The sequence below is a fragment of the Gordonia hongkongensis genome (assembly GCF_023078355.1).
Taxonomy (GTDB): Bacteria; Actinomycetota; Actinomycetes; order Mycobacteriales; family Mycobacteriaceae; genus Gordonia; species Gordonia hongkongensis.
Map to the genome: position 1 here is coordinate 3105067 of NZ_CP095552.1, position 18517 is coordinate 3123583.

Consider the following 18517-nt stretch of genomic DNA (forward strand, 5'->3'; position numbering starts at 1 on the left):
CCCCGCCGCGCATTCCCCCTCCGAACACGCAAATCGCCACTCCCGTTGACGCGCGCCACTCGCAAACCAGCGCTGCTACAACGGAAGTGGCGATTCGCGTTCGGCGACTCAGCCGACCGACGCCACCGCGTGACCAATGTCGACGATCTCGGCCAGGAATTTGCCGGTGTGGCTGCCCGGGGTCGCGGCGATGTCCTCCGGAGTACCTTCGCCGACCACGGTTCCACCACCCGCGCCACCCTCGGGTCCCATGTCGATGACCCAGTCGGCGGTCTTGATGACATCGAGGTTGTGCTCGATCACGATGACCGTGTTGCCCTTGTCGACCAGACCGTTGATCACGGCGAGCAGCTTCTTGATGTCCTCGAAGTGCAGACCGGTGGTCGGCTCGTCGAGGATGTAGACCGTCCGGCCCATCGACCGCTTCTGCAATTCGGCCGCCAGCTTCACGCGCTGTGCCTCACCGCCGGACAGCGTCGGCGCCGGCTGCCCGAGCCGGACATAGCCCAGACCGACGTCGACGAGTGTCTTCAGGTAGCGATGGATCGAGGTGACGGGCTCGAAGAAGTCGGCGGCCTCCTCGATCGGCATGTCGAGCACCTCGGAGATGGTCTTGCCCTTGTAGTGCACCTCGAGGGTCTCGCGGTTGTACCGCGCGCCGTGGCAGACCTCGCACGGGACGTACACATCCGGCAGGAAGTTCATCTCGATCTTGATCGTGCCCTCACCGGTGCACGCCTCACAGCGGCCGCCCTTGACGTTGAACGAGAACCGGCCCGGTTGATAGCCGCGCACCTTCGCCTCGGTCGTCGCCGCGAACAACGTGCGGATCTTGTCGAAGACACCGGTGTAGGTGGCCGGGTTCGACCGCGGGGTGCGCCCGATCGGCGACTGGTCGACCTGCACGAGCTTGTCCAGGTTGTCCAGACCCTTGATGCGGGTGTGACGCCCGGGCACCTGACGCGCGCCGTTGAGCTTGTTGGCGAGCACGGTGGCCAGGATGTCGTTGACGAGCGTCGACTTGCCCGACCCCGAGACACCGGTGACCGCGGTCATCACGCCGAGCGGGAACGACACGTCAATGCCACGGAGATTGTGTTCCCGTGCGCCGACGACCGTCAGCTGGCGCTTGCGATCGATCGGCCGCCGGATGTCCGGCACCGGCAGGGTGTCGCGACCGGCGAGGTACGCACCGGTCAGCGACTTCCGGTTCTTCAGCAGGTCCTTGTAACTGCCGCTGTGCACCACGTGCCCGCCGTGCTCCCCGGCACGGGGCCCGATGTCGACGATCCAATCGGCGGCGCGGATGGTGTCCTCGTCGTGTTCGACGACGATCAGTGTGTTGCCCAGATCCCGAAGACGGGTCAGCGTGTCGATGAGTCGGCGGTTGTCGCGCTGGTGCAGACCGATCGACGGCTCGTCGAGAACATAGAGGACGCCCGCGAGACCCGAACCGATCTGGGTGGCCAGGCGGATGCGCTGCGCCTCGCCGCCCGACAACGAACCCGCGGCGCGCTCGAGTGACAGGTACTCGAGTCCGACGTCGAGCAGGAAGCGGATGCGGGCCTGGACCTCCTTGAGGACCCGTCCCGCGATCGCGGCCTGCCGGGAGTCGAGCCGCAGTTGGTCGAGGAAATCGGCGCAGTCGGCGACCGACAGGGCACACACCTCGGCGATCGACTTCGGCCCGAACTCCGGGTGGTCGAGCGTCACCGCGAGGATCTCCGGGCGCAGGCGCGCACCCTGACAGGCCGGACACGGCACGTCCCGCATATAGCCCTCGTACCGCTCCTTCATCTGCTCGGACTCGGTCTGGTCCATGCGACGCGCGAGGAACGAGAGCACGCCCTCGAACTCGGTGTAGTACGAGCGGGTGCGGCCGTACCGGTTGCGGAACTTGACGTGGACCTGGTGGTCACTGCCGTTCAACAGGGCCCTACGCGCCTTGATCGGCAGCTTCTTCCAGGGCGTGTTGATGTCGAACTTCATCTGATCGGCCAGACCCGACATCAACCGGAGGAAGTAATCGGCATTGTGGCCGGTCGACCACGGCGCGATCGCACCCTCGGCGAGCGACATCTCCGGGTCGGGCACGACAAGCTCCTCGTCGACCTCCTTGCGGATGCCGAGCCCGTCGCATTCCGGGCAGGCGCCGTACGGCGAGTTGAACGAGAACGACCGCGGTTCGAGGTCGTCGATCGCGATCGGATGCGCATTCGGGCAGGCCATCCGCTCCGAGAAGCGGCGCTCGCGTTCCGGGTCGTCCTCCTCGAGGTCGACGAAGTCGAGCACGATGATGCCGTCGGCCAGGCGCAGACCGGTCTCGACCGAATCCGTCAGGCGCTGCTTGGCGCTGGACTTGACGACCAGGCGGTCGACGACCACCTCGATGTCGTGCTTCTCCTGCTTCTTCAGTTTCGGCGGATCGGTCAGCTGATGGACGACGCCGTCGATGCGGGCGCGGGAAAAGCCCTGCGTCTGGAGCTCGGCGAAGAGATCGACGAACTCTCCCTTGCGGGTACGCACGACCGGCGCGAGCACCTGGAAGCGCGTGCCCTCGTCCATCGCGAGCACCTGATCCACGATCTGCTGGGGTGTCTGCTTGGCGATGGGCTCGCCGCAGATCGGGCAGTGCGCCTTGCCGGCGCGGGCGTAGAGGAGACGGAGGTAGTCGTAGACCTCGGTGATGGTGCCGACGGTCGACCGGGGATTGCGGTTGGTCGACTTCTGATCGATGGACACCGCGGGCGAGAGGCCCTCGATGAAGTCCACATCCGGCTTGTCCATCTGCCCGAGGAACTGCCTCGCATAGGCGGACAGTGACTCCACGTAGCGCCGCTGCCCCTCCGCGAAGATCGTGTCGAAGGCGAGAGACGACTTGCCCGATCCCGACAACCCCGTGAAGACGATGAGGCTGTCCCGGGGCAGGTCGACATCGATGCCGCGCAGATTGTGTTCGCGGGCACCTCGGACGATCAGACGATCAACCACTGCAGTCCTTACATTCTCGAGTCACAGGGCGCACAGACGGCGCACGGGCACAGTACCGACGGCCACCGACAGAAACGTCGCCATGCACTCGCCCCGGGAGATTCGGAGTCCGACGACCGGGCGATCGGTCTCGCCGCCCGCGTGTCATCGTCGAACCGATGGTCCAGGATACGCGCGCCACGCCGGGTTTCATGGTCGCGACCGTCACATTCCGGCTGCCCGCTGTCATAGCCTGTCGGCATGACCTCCCCAGCGACACCGATCAGCGACGACTACACCGGCGACCTCTCCGAGTCGAAGACCCCACAGCGCCGCACGCTGTCGTCGGCCACCATCGTCAAGCTGTCCGTCGGCCCGATGGACAACAACGTCTACCTGGTGACCTCGCGTGCGACGGGCGATCAGCTGATCATCGACGCAGCCAACGACGCGGAGACGATCACCGAGGTCTTGTCGGCGGTCGAGGGCACACCGAAGCTCATCTTCACGACCCACCAGCATTTCGATCACTGGCAGGCCCTGGCCGCCGTCACCGAGTCCACCGGGGTGCCGACCGCGGCGGGGCGCCTCGACGCCGGTGAACTGCCGGTCACCCCCGACCGCCTCGTCGACGACGGTGACGTCCTCGAGGTCGGCGACCTCACGTTCGAGGCAATCCATCTCGTCGGGCACACCCCGGGATCGATCGCTCTCGCACTCACCGACGTCGACGACAGCGGCGAGCGAACCGTGCACCTCTTCACCGGTGACTGCCTCTTCCCCGGCGGGATCGGCAAGACCTGGAAGCCGGAGGACTTCGACACCCTCCTCGAGGACGTCTCGACGAAGCTGTTCGACCGCTTCGACGACTCGACCATCGTCTACCCCGGCCACGGCAAGGACACGACCCTGGGCGCCGAGCGCGGGTCACTCCCCGAATGGCGTGAGCGCCGCTGGTGATCCGGAAGCGGGCGACGCCGGTCGACTCCGGAGTGTTTGGTCGCCGTCGCGGGCGGTTACCTGTTCCTCGGATCGTTCGGCGAGTCGTGACCCCAGATGCCCCGTAGGTACGCAAACCGGTCACGGCACGCCGAGTGACCTGCAGATTCGTTGCGACAGGGTAGCGTTGAACGGGCCAGAAACGCGCTTCACCCGACGGATCTCGATAGCCAAACCCGACTGAAGAAGGTTGTGACCGATGATTCTCCGCCGTATAGCCCGTCCGCTCCTCGCCTCGGCGTTCGTCGCCAGCGGCGTGGACGCCATCCGGAGCCCCAAACCGATCGCGCAGTCCGCCGAGCCGGTCGTGGACAAGGCCCGGTCGTCGCTCCCGCCCGAGGTGGCCGGCCGGATCCCGGAGAACACCGAGACCCTGGTGCAGATCAACGCCGCCGCCCAGATCGGCGGCGGAATCCTGCTCGCCACCGGCAAGTTCCCGCGCGTCGCGTCCGTCGTCCTGGCCGGCACCCTGATCCCGACGACCGCAGCCGGCACCGACTTCTGGAACGAGGCGGACCCGGTCAAGAAGGAAGCCCAGCGCAACGCGTTCATCAAGAACGTCGGCCTGCTCGGCGGAGTCCTGTTGGCGGCGGTCGACACCGAGGGCAAGCCGTCGCTCGCGTGGCGCGGCCGTCAGAAGGCATCCGCTGTGGCCGCGGCGCTGCCGATCGGTGCCGCCGCCGGGTCGTCGACCTGGGAGCACCTCGTCGAGCGCACCCACGACGGCGCCGAGATCGTTTCCGAGCGGTCCGCCGACGCCGCGGCGAAGTTCCGCGAGCACGCACCCGAGATCGCCGAAGCCGCGCAGAAGCGCTCCCTCGAGTTGGCCGGAAAGGCCGCCGAGACCGCCTCCGATGTCGCGGATCGCATCAAGGACCGCGCCCCGGTCGTCGCCGACGCGGCTCTCCACCGGTCGTCGGAGCTCGCCGACACGGCGCTCGCGCGTTCGTCTGATCTCGCCGAGACGGCACGCAAGCGGGGCCCGAAGCTCGTGAAGGAAGCGCAGAAGCGGGCCGAGAAGGCCCAGAAGCAGGCCGCGAAGGCGCAGAAGCAGGCGAAGAAGAAGGCTCCGAAGATCGCCGATTCGGCCCGCGACCGTGCGTCCGATCTCGCCGACACCGCCCGCAAGCGCGCACCGGAGTTCGCCGACGTGGCACGCGATCGGTCGGCCGAACTCGCCGACGTCGCCCGCGCACGGTCGGCCGAGCTCGCCGAGACCGCACGCCAGCTCGCCGCAGCTGCCGAGGACTCCGCCGAGCAGAGTCGCAAGCGTCTGCGCAAGGCACGTCGCTGATCCCTCGGGGTCTCCACGCGCACGAGCAACAGATACGAGCACGACCCTGAGCACAACCGATCTCACGACCACGGACGCGGAGCACCCGCCAGCGGATTATCCCTGGGTGCCCGCGTCCGCGGCGCTGAGAGAGGCATCGCTGCACGAGATGACGCTCGCGGGTCCACCGTTCGGGACGGTCCCGTCGGCCGGCTCGCGGCTCGTGATCGCAGTCGGGTCGAATGCCGCCCCCGACGTTCTACGTCGCAAGCTCGCCCACGTTCCGTCGACGGACCGGATCTGCCTCCGCACGGTCCGCGTCACGAACATCACAGTCGGCCATTCCGCCCATGTCGCGGCCCGGGGATACATCCCAGCCGCGCCGATCTTCGCAGGTGAGGCCGCGATCACGACGACCGCGGCCTGGCTGGGTCCCACCCACATCGATGCTCTCGACGCCACCGAACCCAACTATCATCGACAGACAGTGACTACGCGCGACCACCCCGTTCTCGGCCGTCCCAGTCCCCTCCTTCCGGACGAGTGGACCCCGCCTGCGACCTTCGACCTGTACGTGTCCCGGCACGGCGTCCTCGCCGACCCGGTCACCGGTGACCCCGTCCCCTTCTGTGCACAGACCGACGTTCTCGAGTGGCTGTCCCGCCGACTCGACGACGAGACACTCGCCGACCCGGCGTCGCAGGTCTGCCGCCGCTTGTCCGCCGACCCCCGCGCGATGACCGCCCGCATCCGGGCCGCCGGACTGGCCCGGTCCCACGGGTCCCGCGCACCGCTGTCGATCGGGGACGGCCGATGACCGCCCTCTCGCCGGACACCGACCCCCGCGTGGACGAGGAACAGCGGCACCTCGACCGCGTGTACGGCAGGCTGGACCGGATGCGGCGGACCACGCAGCGTCGGTTGTCGTCGACGCTCTCCGAACGCGGCGGCACACCGCAGGCGCTGTCCGAACGCGAGTCCTACGAGCGGATGTACAACGAGGATCTCGCCAAATTCGATGCCGCCGAACACAATCTGTATTTCGGTCGTCTCGACCTCGAGGACGGCGAGATCCGACGTATCGGACGCATCGGTGTCCTCGACGACGGTTTCGCCGACGACGGCGAACTCGACGCCACCGCCACCGACGCCACCCTGCTGCTGGACTGGCGCGCGCCCCTGGCCCGGCCGTTCTATCTGGCGACGCCCGCCGCACCCGAGGACGTCGCGCGCCGTCGCCACATCCGGACCCGCAGCCGCAAGGTCCGCGGGGTGAGCGACGAGTCCCTGACCGCAGGCGATGCGCTGCTCGACGACTTCGGACACGGCGACGTCGTCAACGAGTCGGCTCTTGTCGCGGCCCTCAACGCCGCCCGCACCGGCGAGATGACCGACATCGTCGAGACGATCCAGCGCGAGCAGGACCTGATCATCCGGTCGACGCATCGCGGGGTCACCGTCATCCAGGGCGGCCCCGGTACCGGCAAGACCGCCGTGGCGCTGCACCGAGCCGCCTACCTGCTCTACACACATCGCGAGAACCTCTCGCGCAGCGGCATCCTCATCATCGGACCCAACGACGACTTCCTGAACTACATCGGCCAGGTGCTGCCCTCGCTGGGCGAGTCCGGCGTGCTCCTCTCGACCATCGGGGACCTGTTCCCCGGCGTCCGCGCGGGCACCGCCGACCCGCGGACGACCGCCGCGGTCAAGGGCGGGCTGCGCATGGTCGACGTCCTCAAGCGGGCGGTGCGCGCCCAGCAGTCGCTGCCGTCTCGTCCCGAGGCGGTCGATTTCGACAGCTACACCGTCGAGATCGACTCGGCTCTGGTCAAGGCCGCACGCGCCAAGGCCCGCGCGACTCGACGCGCCCACAACCTCTCGCAGAACGCTTTCCTGAAGGCGGGTCTCGCCGAACTCGCGGCGCGGCACGCGGCGACCATCGGATCGAGCCTGCTCGACGGTTCGCAGTTGCTCAGCCCCGCCGACATCGCCGACATCCGCGACGACATGAGCCGCGATCCCGACATCCGTGCCGCGTTGCTGCGGTACTGGCCGACGCTGACCCCGCAGGCCCTGCTTCGCGACCTGCTCGGCGACGAACGCGCGATTCGCAAGGCCACCCCGGGTTGGACGGACGCCGATCGTGCTGCGCTGCACCGTCCGTCGCGCCCGGCCACGACGTCGGGTGCGGACTTCTCACCTGCCGACGTCCCATTGCTGGACGAGCTCGCCGAGCTGATCGGTTACGGCACCGAGGACGCGGAGCGGGCCGAACGCGCACGCTGGCGCCGCCAGTTGGCCGAGGCACAGGACGCACTGGACATCCTGACCGGCTCGGCGCCGCAGGACCTCGAGGACGAACTCGATCCCGAGATCCTGATGGCCTACGACCTGATCGACGCCGAACAGCTCGCGTCCCGCCAGACCGAGACACGACGCGCCACGACGGCCGAACGTGCCTACGGCGACCGCACCTGGACGTTCGGCCACGTCATCGTCGACGAGGCCCAAGAGCTCTCCGCCATGTCCTGGCGGATGGTGATGCGACGCATCCCAAATCGGTGGATGACGATCATCGGCGACACCGCTCAGACATCCGACGAGGCGGGCACGCGCTCGTGGGGCGAGGTCCTGGAGCCGTATGTCGCGAAGCGCTGGCAGTTCAAAGAGCTGTCGGTCAACTACCGCACCCCGAGCGAGATCATGGAGTACGCCGCGCGCGTCCTCGACGAGATCGGCAACGGCGAGAAGGCCCCGACCTCGTTGCGCAGCAACGGGATCGAGCCGGTGGCGCTGCGGGCGGACAACGACTCCCCGGGGAGCATCGCCGACGCCGTCCTCCGAGCCGTCGGGCTCGCCGAACCCGACGGCCTCACCGCCGTCGTGGTCCCCGATCACCTGCACGACGCGATCGAGGCGGCGCTGGCGCCGGATCGCTTCACGCTCCCCGACCGGGAGCCACCCCGGGTGTACACGGTGCGGAGCTGTAAGGGCCTGGAGTTCGACACGACCATCGTCGTCGAGCCCACCGCGATCATCGACCAGTCACCACGCGGGCTCAGCGACCTGTACGTCGCCCTCACCCGGGCGACCCAGCGACTCGTCGTCGTCCATCGGGACGACCTCCCCGACGCCCTCGCGGATCTGCCGGCCGGCTGAGGAGCGCGCGATCCCCGCTCCGCTCCCGGTTGATGCGACCTGCCGACCCGGTTACTGCGAAAGCACTCGTTGTGATCGGAGCGGCCCAATTACTGCTCCCTGAGGAGGCCGGAGCTTGCGGAGGCCGTCACGAAGGGTCTTGGCGCGACGGGTTGCGAAGACCCTTCGTGACGCGCCCTCCGCAAGCTCCGGGCGCTCCTAGTAATAGCTGGAAGGGCTGGTAACTGGGACATCCTCCTGATGTGGTCATAAGGGGCTTGGTTATCCCAACCACAAAAGGAGGATGTCAATGTCTAAGGCTAGTCGTTTGAGTCGTGGAGACAAGCGTCGCAACGATCGGTTGAGCAAGTTCCGGGGCATCGTGCGCCGTGACTACGCGGTCGCAGCGATTGATCTGGCGTCGAAAAAGCAAGTTGTCGCTGTGGTCGATCACGACTCCCGCATCGTGGCGCGCAGAACTTTTCACTGCGCGCCACCGCAGTTGGCCACCGCGATCGAGTGGAGCCGTACCGCCGCTACCGCTGCCGGGTTTGCCGGCATCGTCATCGCGTGTGAACCGACCGGGCATCGCTGGAAAACGGTCCGAGACCTGACCGCGGCGGTCGGGGTGCAGATGGTGTGTGTGCAGCCGATCGCGGTGGCACGGGCCCGAGAGACCGAAGACTTCACCCACGACAAATCCGATGACAAAGACGCCCTGCTGATCGCACGGCTGACCACCCAACTTCATATCTATCTGCCCGAACACGCCGACGAGCAATGGACCCGGCTACGTCACCTCGGCGTACGCCGATCCCAGCAACTCACCCGCCGTGGTGCGGCGCAGCAACAAGCCCGCGACCTCCTCGAAGGCGCCTGGCCCCACGCCCTTGACTGCGCCGGGCAACCGTTCAAATCGGTGACTTGGCTGGCCGCGATGGCCGTCATCGGTTGCACCCCGGAAACGTTGACCGCCCAGGGCAGCCGGGAACAGGCGGTGGCGTGGCTCCGCGAACACGTACGCGCCGAACTGCCCTGCTGGGGTGGGCGTCGGGTCACTACCCGCATCCTGGTCGCGATCGTCGATGCCGCTTTCGCCGTCCAGACCGAGACCACGATCACCGCCGAGGCCGGTGCGCTGGAACGGGCCCGCTACGCCTTGGCCGACTTTCACCACGCCCGCACCGCCTGCGAGCAGGTCGAGGCGGCCATGATCGAGGTCCTCACCGGGCTGGGCCTGCACGAACTCGCCGGATCCATTCCCGGAGTATCGGCGGTCTCGGTGGCGGCGATCCTCGCCGAAACCGGTGACCTGACCCGCTTCGACTCGGCGCGGGCGGTAGTCAAACATGCCGGACTATGCCCCCGGGAGAACTCCTCCGGCGCCTACCGCGGCGCCACCCGCATCAGCGGTCGTGGCCGGCCGCTGTTGCGGGTCGCCGCCTGGCGAGCGGCGTTCGCGGCGTTGACCCACAACGAGGTATACGCCGCCCGCTATCGGCACCTGACCAGCCGAGAAGCAAACCGCCTCAACCCCAACCAGGCCCGGGTAGCGATCGCCGCGGCTCTGTTGCGGCAGCTATACGTCGTCATCACCACCGCCACGCCGTGGAACCCTGACATCGCTGCCGGCCGTACCCGACCCGTAGAAAGGACCGCCGCCTGACCCCTAAACCCCTTCCGGCCGGGACAAGCTCGCTGCTCCTTGGGCACATAAGCCCGACCCTGAGCCTGAGCAGTCCCACCCCGGCGCGAACCAAGCTCGAATGAAGGCTGTTGGGTACCAACCCGTTTGACCGCTAGGTAGAGCCCGCGCCAGGCAACGACCCCGGCCATCCAAAACCCCACCATCATCCATCCCGCAGCCACCACCGGCCGCCGGGCCACACCCCCACGCCCACACCCATCACAGGACCCTGTTGACACAAACCCTCATAGGCTGCTCAGGGAGCGAGGGTTGGCCGCGCCCTCCGCAAGCTCCGGGCGCTCCTCAGGGAGCGGGGGTCGGCCGCGCCCTCCGCAAGCTCCGGCCTACTCAGGGAGCGGGTGGGGGCCGTCGCTTGCGCGCCGCGACTCGGCCTCGCGGATCGCCGCGTCGATCCGCGGTCCGATCACCTCGAGCGCGTCGGTGCCGACGATCCCGAGGTGATCGGCATCGACGTCGACACGGGTGACCCGCCCGCCGAGGAACGGTGTCCAGCGTCCGGCGGTGCTGTCTGGGTCGGCCTCCCCCGCCGCCGCGACGACGAGCATCGCGTCGCCGTCGTAGGTTCGGGGTCGGTGGTCGACGGCACGTCGGGCCGACGTCGCCATCCGCTGGAGCATGCGGTCGAAGGCGGCGCCGTCGAGGAGCCCGAGGCCGACGACCCGCTCGCGGACCGCCGCCGCCATCGCGGCCGGATCGTCGGAGGCGGTCACCGCGTCGACGTCGATGACCGCTCGCCACCCGCCGAGCAGGTCCGCGACCGTGGCTCGCGCATCCTCCGCGGACACCTCGGCGCGCGCCGGCGCCCCGTCGGTCTCGAGTCCACCGCCGGTCTCGAGTTCGTCACCGGTCGCGGGATAGCTGTCGAGGAGGCCGAGGAACCCGACTTCGGCACCCTGCGAACGCAATTCGGCCGCCATCTCCTGGGCGATGAGCCCGCCGAGGGACCAGCCGACGAGGTGGTAGGGCCCCTGCGGGACGATCGCCCGGATCTCGGCCACATACCGCGCGGCGAGTTCGCGGATCGACGTGGCGGCCGTGTCGCCGGCCACCACGAAGGGGTCCTGCAGACCGAAGACCGGCCGGTCGTCGAAATACGGTGTGAGACCGGCGAACAGCCACGCCAACCCGTCGGCGGGGTGGACGCAGAAGACCGGTTCGCGGCTGCCGTCCGCCCGTAGCGGCACGACCACCTGGCCCCGCGGTTCGGCGGTGTCGGTGGATTCCTCGTGCGTCGCCTGAGCAGCGAGCCGGGCGCCGAGATCGCGCGGTGTGGGTCCGGCGAAGATCCATGCGACCTCGACGGGCAGTCCGGTCCGTCGCCGCAGCAGCGACACCAGCCGCACCGCGGACAGCGAGGTCCCGCCGAGGTCGAAGAACCCCTGGTCCGCGTCGGTCACCGCGGTCCCGGTGATCTCCGACATCGCTTCGGCCACCGTCACTTCCCAGCGGCCGGTCGGGGCCGCGGGCTCGGCGTCCTCGCGTCCCCCACCGGCTGAGTTCATGAGCGCCGCGACCTCGCGGCGTCCGGGTCGCCCGTCCGCGCCGACCGGGATGGCGTCGACGACGCTGATCACCGTCGGAATACAGTGTGCGGGCAGCACTCTCGACAGCTCGCGTCGGAGGTCGGAGGCGCCGGGGCCGTCGCGGTCCACCACGACCCAGGCCCCCACCTCGACTCCGTCATCCGTCGGCTGACCGTCGGACGCCGACGCCACGACCGCCGCAGTGACGACGCCCGCCACCCCGTTGAGTGCCGCCTCCACCGCATCGAGATCCACTCGCCGCCCGCCGACCCGGGGGTGACGCTCGACCGGCCCGAGGATCTCCGGTCGTGTCATCGAGGCGTCGACCCACCGCGCCCGCATACCCGTCGCGAGCAGCGAACCGTCTGCCGTGCGCTCGTGCAACTCACCCGGCACCCGCGCCGGTACCGCCCGGCCCGCGCTGTCGAGGATCAGCGACGCACCGTCAACGGCACCGGTCACATCGACCTCACTCAGCACCATGTCGATGTCACCGGTCACGGCGTCGAGCATGCCTAGGAAGACGTCGCGTATCGACGCAACCGTCTCGATGTCGAACAGCGCTGCGGCGTAATCGATCTCGCCGACCAACTCGACAGCCGCACCGACGGACCGCTCCGCGAGACCGAGGGTGAGGTCGACCTTCGCCGGCGGCGGCCCCGGTTCGACGGCCACGACCTCGAGACCGTCCACGATGAGCGGCTCGGCGTCCGCGCCGATACCAGGCACCGCCGGTGTCCCGGACGACTCGCCGAGATAGTTGATCATGACCTGCACGAGCGGCGCGTGGGCGGTGGACCGGACCGGGGTGAGGTGCTCGACGAGGGTCTCGAACGGGATGTCGGCGTGCGCGAAGGCCGCGAGATCGGCGTCGCGGACCCGGCGGAGCAGGTCCTCGACCGTGTCCTCGGAGTGCACCGATGTGCGGAGCACCACGGTGTTGACGAACATCCCGATGAGCCCCGCCGTGGCCGCGTGCCCGCGACCGGAGATGGCGGCGCCGACGCTGATGTCCCGCACATCGGCCACACGGGCGAGTGCCGCGACGAAGGCGGCGTGACAGACCATGAACGGGGTCATCCCGTGCACGCGTGCGGTCGCCGCCACCGCCGCGCTGCGCTCCTCGCCGATCTCGAGGGGCAGCCGACCACCGGTGGGGTCGGCGATCGGCGGACGCGGACGGTCACCGGGGATCTCCAGTGCGGCCGGAACGTCGGCCAGCGTCTCGGTCCAGAACGAGTACTGCGCCGCCATCGGTGAGGTCGGATCGTCGAGGTCCCCGAGCAGATCGCGTTGCCACAGCGCGTGATCGGCGTATGCGATCTCCGGTACCTCGATCGACCCGTCTTCGGTGCGTCGACCGTTGCGGTACCCACCGAGGACCTCCGCGGCCAGGATCGCCAGGGACGCCGCATCGCCGGCTATGTGGTGCAGGACCAGCACGACTCGAAACACCGGCGGCGACGCACCCTCCGCTGATACCAGCGACGTCACCACACGCAACGGCAGCTGCGTCGTCACGTCGAATCCCTCCGCGCACAACGCCATCGCGTCCTCGGGCGTCCCGGCCGATTCCCAGCGCAGTCGGGCCGCCGCCACCGAAGGATCGAGGATGTGCTGTAGCGGCACCCCGCCGTCGCCGAGCGGGTAGACGGTCCGCAGCGGTTCGTGTCGCGTCATCACAGCCGCGACCGCGGCGCGTAGTGCGTCGACATCGAGGAGTCCCCGGATGTCGAATGCGATCGGCATGTTGTACGTCGGGGACGTCACGTCGAACTGGTTGATGAACCACAGTCGCTGTTGCGCATACGACAACGGGATGCGCTCGGGCCGGGGTCGTGCGACGAGCGGATGGTCGGAGACCCGACGACGCGTGACGAGTTGCGCGAGCTCGCGGACCGTCGGGGTGCGGAAGAGGTCGCGCACATCGAGGTCGGTCTCGAGCTGCTCGCCGATCCGGGCGACGACCCGCATCGCGGCGAGCGAGTTGCCGCCCAGATCGAAGAACGGTGTCGTGACCGAGATCTCGTCGAGTCCCAGCACGTCGGCGACGACGACGGCCACCGCCCGTTCGACGGCGTCGGCGGGCGGCACCATCTCGACCGGCTCGCTCCGCGGCGCGGGCAGGGCCCGGCGGTCGAGTTTGCCGGTCGCGGTCACCGGGACCGAATCGAGGACCACCCACTGCGTCGGGTGCATGTACTGCGGCAACGCCTGCCGCAGATGCTCACGGATCGCGTCGAGATCGACACGGCCGGCGAGGTATCCGACCAGTGCATCACCCGCCGGCCCGCTCCGGACGGTGACCGCCGCGTGTGAGATGCCGTCGACACGGGCGAGGACGGTCTCGATCTCCCCGAGCTCGATGCGCTGTCCGCGCAACTTCACCTGGAAGTCTGCCCGGCCGAGGTATTCGAGCGCACCGGAGGTGTTCCAGCGCACCAGGTCACCGGTCCGGTAGAGGCGCCCTCCGTGCGGGCCGGTGGGGTCGGCCACGAACCGTTCCGCGGTGAGGTCGGGCCGGGCGGCATAGCCGCGCGCCAGTTGATCGCCGCCGACGTACAGCTCGCCGACCACCCCGACCGGCGCCGGGCGCAACCCGTCGTCCAGCACCCACGTGGTGGTGTTCGCGTTCGGGCGTCCGATCGGCACGATCACGTCGCCGGGGGCGAAGCGGTACGCCGTCACCTCGACGGCCGCCTCGGTCGGCCCGTAGAGGTTGTCGAGGTCCGCCTGCGGCACGAGCGCCGCCATGGCCTCGGCGGTGGCCGCCGGCAGTGCCTCGCCCGACGCGTTGACCCGCCGCAACGACGACAGTGCCGCGCGCCGCCGCGGGTGGTCGCCGATGTACTCGACGAACGCCGCCATCATCGACGGCACGAAGTGCAGCGAGGTGACCCGATGCCGCTCGATTTCGGCGAGGACATGGGCCGGGTCGATGTGACGGCCGTCCTCGACGATGACGAGGCGGGCCCCGGCCATCAGCGGTTCGAACAGTTCGGGGACGGACACGTCGAAGGTGACCGGCGTCTTGAGCAGAACGGCATCGTCGGGACGCAGTGGGGAACGCACCGCCATCCATGCGAGTCGGTTGAGTACGGCGCCGTGACTGACCGTGACCCCCTTCGGCGTTCCGGTCGAGCCGGACGTGAACAACGTGTAGAGGGCGTTGCCCGGACACGGTCGACGGAGTTCCGGCCGGGGACCCGAGCGGTCCTCCGGCGGGGCGTTTCCGTCGACGACGAGGGTCGGTACCGACAGATCGGACAGCGCGGACGGGGTCACCTCAGCGGTCAGGATGACCGCGATCGACGCGGCGTCGACCATCGCGGCGACTCGTTCGGGCGGAATCGACGGGTCGATGCTGACATAGCTGCCGCCGGCCATCACCACCGCGTGGATCGCGAGCACCAGCTCCACCGACCGCGGGATACACACGCCCACGGCCACTTCCGGACCCACGCCGTGTGCGGACATCGTCTCGGCCAGCTGGGTGATCCGGTCCATGAACTCGCGGTAGGTCACGGATCGCGCACCGGCCACCAGGGCCGTCGACTCCGGTGAGCGTCGCGCGGCCGCCTCGATCGCATCGGTGACCGTCGACCACGGCACCGAGAGATCGGGGCCCACGACCAGTTCGGCGATCCGCGCGCGCTCGGACGCGTCGGTCAGGTCGATGGCACCGACAGCCATGTCGTCGGCACCGACGACCGCCTCGAGGACCCTGGTCAGGCGGGTGATCGCGGTGCGCGCGGTCCGCTCGTCGAACAGGTCGGTGGCATAAACGATCTCGACGTCCCACGCGCCTTCGGGACGGATCGTCACCGCCACGGTCAGGTCGAGCTGGGTGGTGCCGGTGGACGCCTCGATCGGTTCGAAGGTCAGTTTCGCCGATCCCGAGGGGTCGGTCCCGACGGTTCCGGTGTCCTGATCGTGCAGCACCGACAGCATCACCTGGCTGATCGGGGCGAACGCCTCCGACCGGACCGGGGACAGCCGGTCCACCAGGTACTCGAACGGCACATCGGCGCGGGCGAGGGCGTTGATGTCGTCGATGCGCACCCGTTCGAGGAAGTCCCCGACCGGGGTCCGGGGGTCGACGTCGGTGCGCAGGACCACGGTGTTGACGAACATTCCCACGAGGTCGTCGAGATGCGCATGGCCCCGTCCGGCAACCGGGGTGCTGATCACGATGTCGCGGGTCGCGGACAGCCTGGCCAGCACGATCGACAGCGCGGCGTGGACGACCATGAACTCGGTGGCCCCGTGGGCGCGGGCGGTGTCCGCGATCCGCTGTGTCAGTTCGGTCGGGATGGCCGCGATGACGCGACCGCCCCGTTGCGACGCGACCGCCGGTCGCGGCCGGTCCGTGGGCAGCGGGAGGAGGTCGGGGATCCCCGACAGTCGATTCACCCAGTAGCCGACCTGGCGACCGAGAACGGACTCCGGCGAGTCGATGTCCCCCAGCGTCTCTCGTTGCCACAGAGCGTGATCGGCGAACTGGATCGCCGGTGCGGCCGCCTCTGGCGCATGCCCCTCGGTGCGCGCCAGATAGGCCCCCCACAGATCGGCGACGAGCGGCCGCATCGACTCACCGTCGGCGGCGATGTGATGCAGTACGACGACGAGGACGTGGTCGTCGGTGTCGATCCCACCGTCGCCGACCGCGAACAGGCGGATACGCAGCGGCAGCTCGGACGTGATGTCGAAGGCGGCATCACCGACGAGTGCGGCCGGGTCGGCGAGCTCCCGCGGAGCCGCGATGTCCTCCCACCGCAGGCGGGCCCGGGCCTCGTCGATCGGCAGGATGTGCTGCCGCGGTTCACCGCCCGGCGCCGGGAACACGGTCCGCAGCATCTCGTGGCGGGCCAGCAGGTCGACGACGGCGGCACGTAGCGCACCCCGGTCGAGCCGGCCGCGGAGGCGGACGGCCATCGGAATGGTGTAGGCCCCCGAATTCGGGTCCAACCGGTTCAGGAACCAGATCCGTTGCTGCGCATACGACAGCGGAATGTGCGCGGGCCGCGGATCGACGCGGCGCAGCGGCGGCGGTCGCGACGCATCGTCGTAAGCGGCGTCGACGCGACGCGCGAGCAGGCGAACCGTCGGCGCCTCGAAGACGTCGCGGACACCGACGCGGATCCCGAAAGCGTCCCCCGCGCGGGCACTCACACGCGTGGCCGACAACGAGTTGCCGCCGATGACGAAGAAGTCAGCGGTCACCGACACGTCGTCGAGTCCGAGAACCTCGCCGACGATGGCCGCGAGTAACCGCTCGGTGTGCGTCGACGGCGGAACGCGTTCGGCGTCGGCCTTCGACGGCTCGATGGCGGGGAGGCCGGCGCGGTCGATCTTCCCGATCGGGCTGCGTGGCATGGAGTCGAGCACCGTGAGTGCCGCCGGGACCATGTGCGATGGCAGATGGGTCGCGAGATGTTCACGGAGGGCGGAGATCTCGACCGGCCGTCCGGGGTCGACGGGTTCGACGTAACCGGCCAGCGAGGTCACCGGGTTCCCGACCCCGATGACCGCCGCCGTCCGCACCTGCGGGTGTGCGGTCAGGACGGCCTCGATCTCGCCGAGTTCGAGCCGTTGTCCGCGCAATTTGACCTGGAAGTCGGCGCGGCCGACGTAGACCAATCCGCCGCTGCGGTCCCGGCGCACGAGATCCCCGGTCCGGTACATTCGCGTGCCCGGTGCCCCGTCGACGGAGGCGACGAAGCGCTCGGCGGTCAGCGCCGGCCGTCCGTGGTAACCGCGTGCGAGTTCGGGACCGGCGAGGTACAGCTCCCCGACGACCCCCGGCGGCACCGGATGCAGCCGCTCGTCCAGGACATGGGCGCTCGCGCCGGGGACCGGGCTGCCGAGGTGGACCGGCTCGTCGACGCCGATCGGAGGCGAGGTGACGCTGATGATCGTGGTCTCGGTGGGTCCGTAACCGTTGTGGAACGCCACGTGCGCGGCCCACCGGTCCTTCTCCGTGTCGGGGACGGCCTCGCCGCCGACGAGGACGTCGGTCATGGGCAGGCGACCGGGATCCGGCAACGACGCCGCCACCGACGTCACCAGGAAGGCGTGGGTGGTGCGGTGCGTCGTGATGACGTCGGCGAGCTCGCGGCCCCCGTACACCTCGGGAGGCGCGACGACGAGCGTCGCAGCACTGCCGTAGGCACCGAGGACCTCGAGCATGGCGGCATCGAACGCGGGCGAGCTGATCGCCAGCCAGCGCGCATCGGGCCCGGATCGGTGCCGGTCGCGCAGCACCGTGCTGACACCCGCGAGGCCGCGGTGCGTCACGAGCACCCCCTTCGGCGTCCCGGTCGATCCGGAGGTGAAGATCATGTAGGCGCCGGAGTCGGGTGTCACCGGCCCGTTGCGACGCGGCGGGTCGAGCGCCGGGCGTCTGCGCAGGTCGGCGACGAGCGCCGCGTCGAGCAGCAGTCGCGGCGGCCACGTGGAGGTCGTGTCGGCGGCCGGCCCCTCGACACTCCCGTCGGTGAGCACCAGCACGGCGTTCGCGGCGTCCAGGACCCGAGCGATGCGTTCCGCGGGGTAGCGGGGGTCGATCGGGCAGTACACCGCACCGGTCTTGGCCACTGCCCACAAGGCGAGCTGCGCCGTCGCCGACCGCGGGAACGCACTGACGACCACGTCCTCCGGACCGATACCGCGGCCGATGAGGGCCGTCGCGAGATGCGAACTCGCCGAATCGAGTTCGGCATAGGTCCAGACGTGTTCGGGGTCCGCGGCGGCGGGGTCGACGACGGCCGGGTGGGTCGGGCGCATCCGCGCCGCGTCGACGAGCAGGTCCGAGAGGAGTCCCGGAACGGGATCGGGGTCGCCCGAGACGAGCGGGATCATCTCCTCGTCCGGGGTCAGCAGCTCGAGGTCCCCGACCGGCAG

At 69.4% G+C, this 18517-nt stretch carries 7 protein-coding genes; 5 read left to right on the forward strand and 2 right to left on the reverse strand.

Annotation, left to right across the window (positions count from 1 at the left end; all coding sequences use genetic code 11):
* Positions 1 to 108: 108 nt before the first annotated feature.
* On the reverse strand, positions 109 to 2991 hold the full coding sequence (uvrA, locus tag MVF96_RS14200) for an excinuclease ABC subunit UvrA (protein WP_226513474.1): 2883 nt from the start codon (positions 2989 to 2991) through the stop codon (positions 109 to 111).
* A 240-nt stretch (positions 2992 to 3231) separates the two neighbouring features.
* Between uvrA and MVF96_RS14205 the strand changes: the two genes are divergently transcribed.
* The 5 genes from MVF96_RS14205 to MVF96_RS14225 all read left to right on the forward strand — a co-directional run bounded on the left by MVF96_RS14205 (position 3232) and on the right by MVF96_RS14225 (position 10049).
* Positions 3232 to 3930 carry an MBL fold metallo-hydrolase gene (locus MVF96_RS14205; RefSeq protein ID WP_247449422.1) on the forward strand — a complete coding sequence of 233 codons (699 nt, stop codon included), beginning with the start codon at positions 3232 to 3234 and terminating at the stop codon, positions 3928 to 3930.
* Positions 3931 to 4168: 238 nt separating this feature from the next.
* Complete coding sequence (locus tag MVF96_RS14210) at positions 4169 to 5263, forward strand: DoxX family protein (RefSeq protein ID WP_068971017.1); 1095 nt, start codon at positions 4169 to 4171, stop codon at positions 5261 to 5263.
* Between the two features lie 106 nt (positions 5264 to 5369).
* On the forward strand, positions 5370 to 6059 hold the full coding sequence (locus MVF96_RS14215; protein ID WP_247449423.1) for a hypothetical protein: 690 nt from the start codon (positions 5370 to 5372) through the stop codon (positions 6057 to 6059).
* Positions 6056 to 8404: a HelD family protein gene (locus tag MVF96_RS14220; RefSeq protein ID WP_247449425.1), complete on the forward strand. Its 2349-nt coding sequence runs from the start codon at positions 6056 to 6058 to the stop codon at positions 8402 to 8404. Before MVF96_RS14215 ends, MVF96_RS14220 begins: the two co-directional genes overlap by 4 nt.
* Positions 8405 to 8744: 340 nt before the next feature.
* Positions 8745 to 10049, forward strand: a complete 1305-nt coding sequence (locus MVF96_RS14225; protein ID WP_247449427.1) for an IS110 family RNA-guided transposase — start codon at positions 8745 to 8747, stop codon at positions 10047 to 10049.
* Between the two features lie 365 nt (positions 10050 to 10414).
* Here the strand turns inward: MVF96_RS14225 and MVF96_RS14230 are convergent, their stop codons facing one another.
* Positions 10415 to 18475, reverse strand: coding sequence for a non-ribosomal peptide synthetase (locus MVF96_RS14230; RefSeq protein ID WP_247449429.1), 8061 nt, complete (start codon positions 18473 to 18475; stop codon positions 10415 to 10417).
* Positions 18476 to 18517 lie beyond the last annotated feature (42 nt).

Excerpts from the sequence above, each read along its gene's own strand:
- MVF96_RS14205 (WP_247449422.1), top strand. The coding sequence starts at position 3,232 with ATGACCTCCCCAGCGACACCGATCAGCGACGACTACACCGGCGACCTC.
- MVF96_RS14210 (WP_068971017.1), top strand. The coding sequence starts at position 4,169 with ATGATTCTCCGCCGTATAGCCCGTCCGCTCCTCGCCTCGGCGTTCGTC.
- MVF96_RS14220 (WP_247449425.1), top strand. The coding sequence starts at position 6,056 with ATGACCGCCCTCTCGCCGGACACCGACCCCCGCGTGGACGAGGAACAG.
- MVF96_RS14230 (WP_247449429.1), bottom strand. The coding sequence starts at position 18,475 with ATGATCCCGCTCGTCTCGGGCGACCCCGATCCCGTTCCGGGACTCCTC.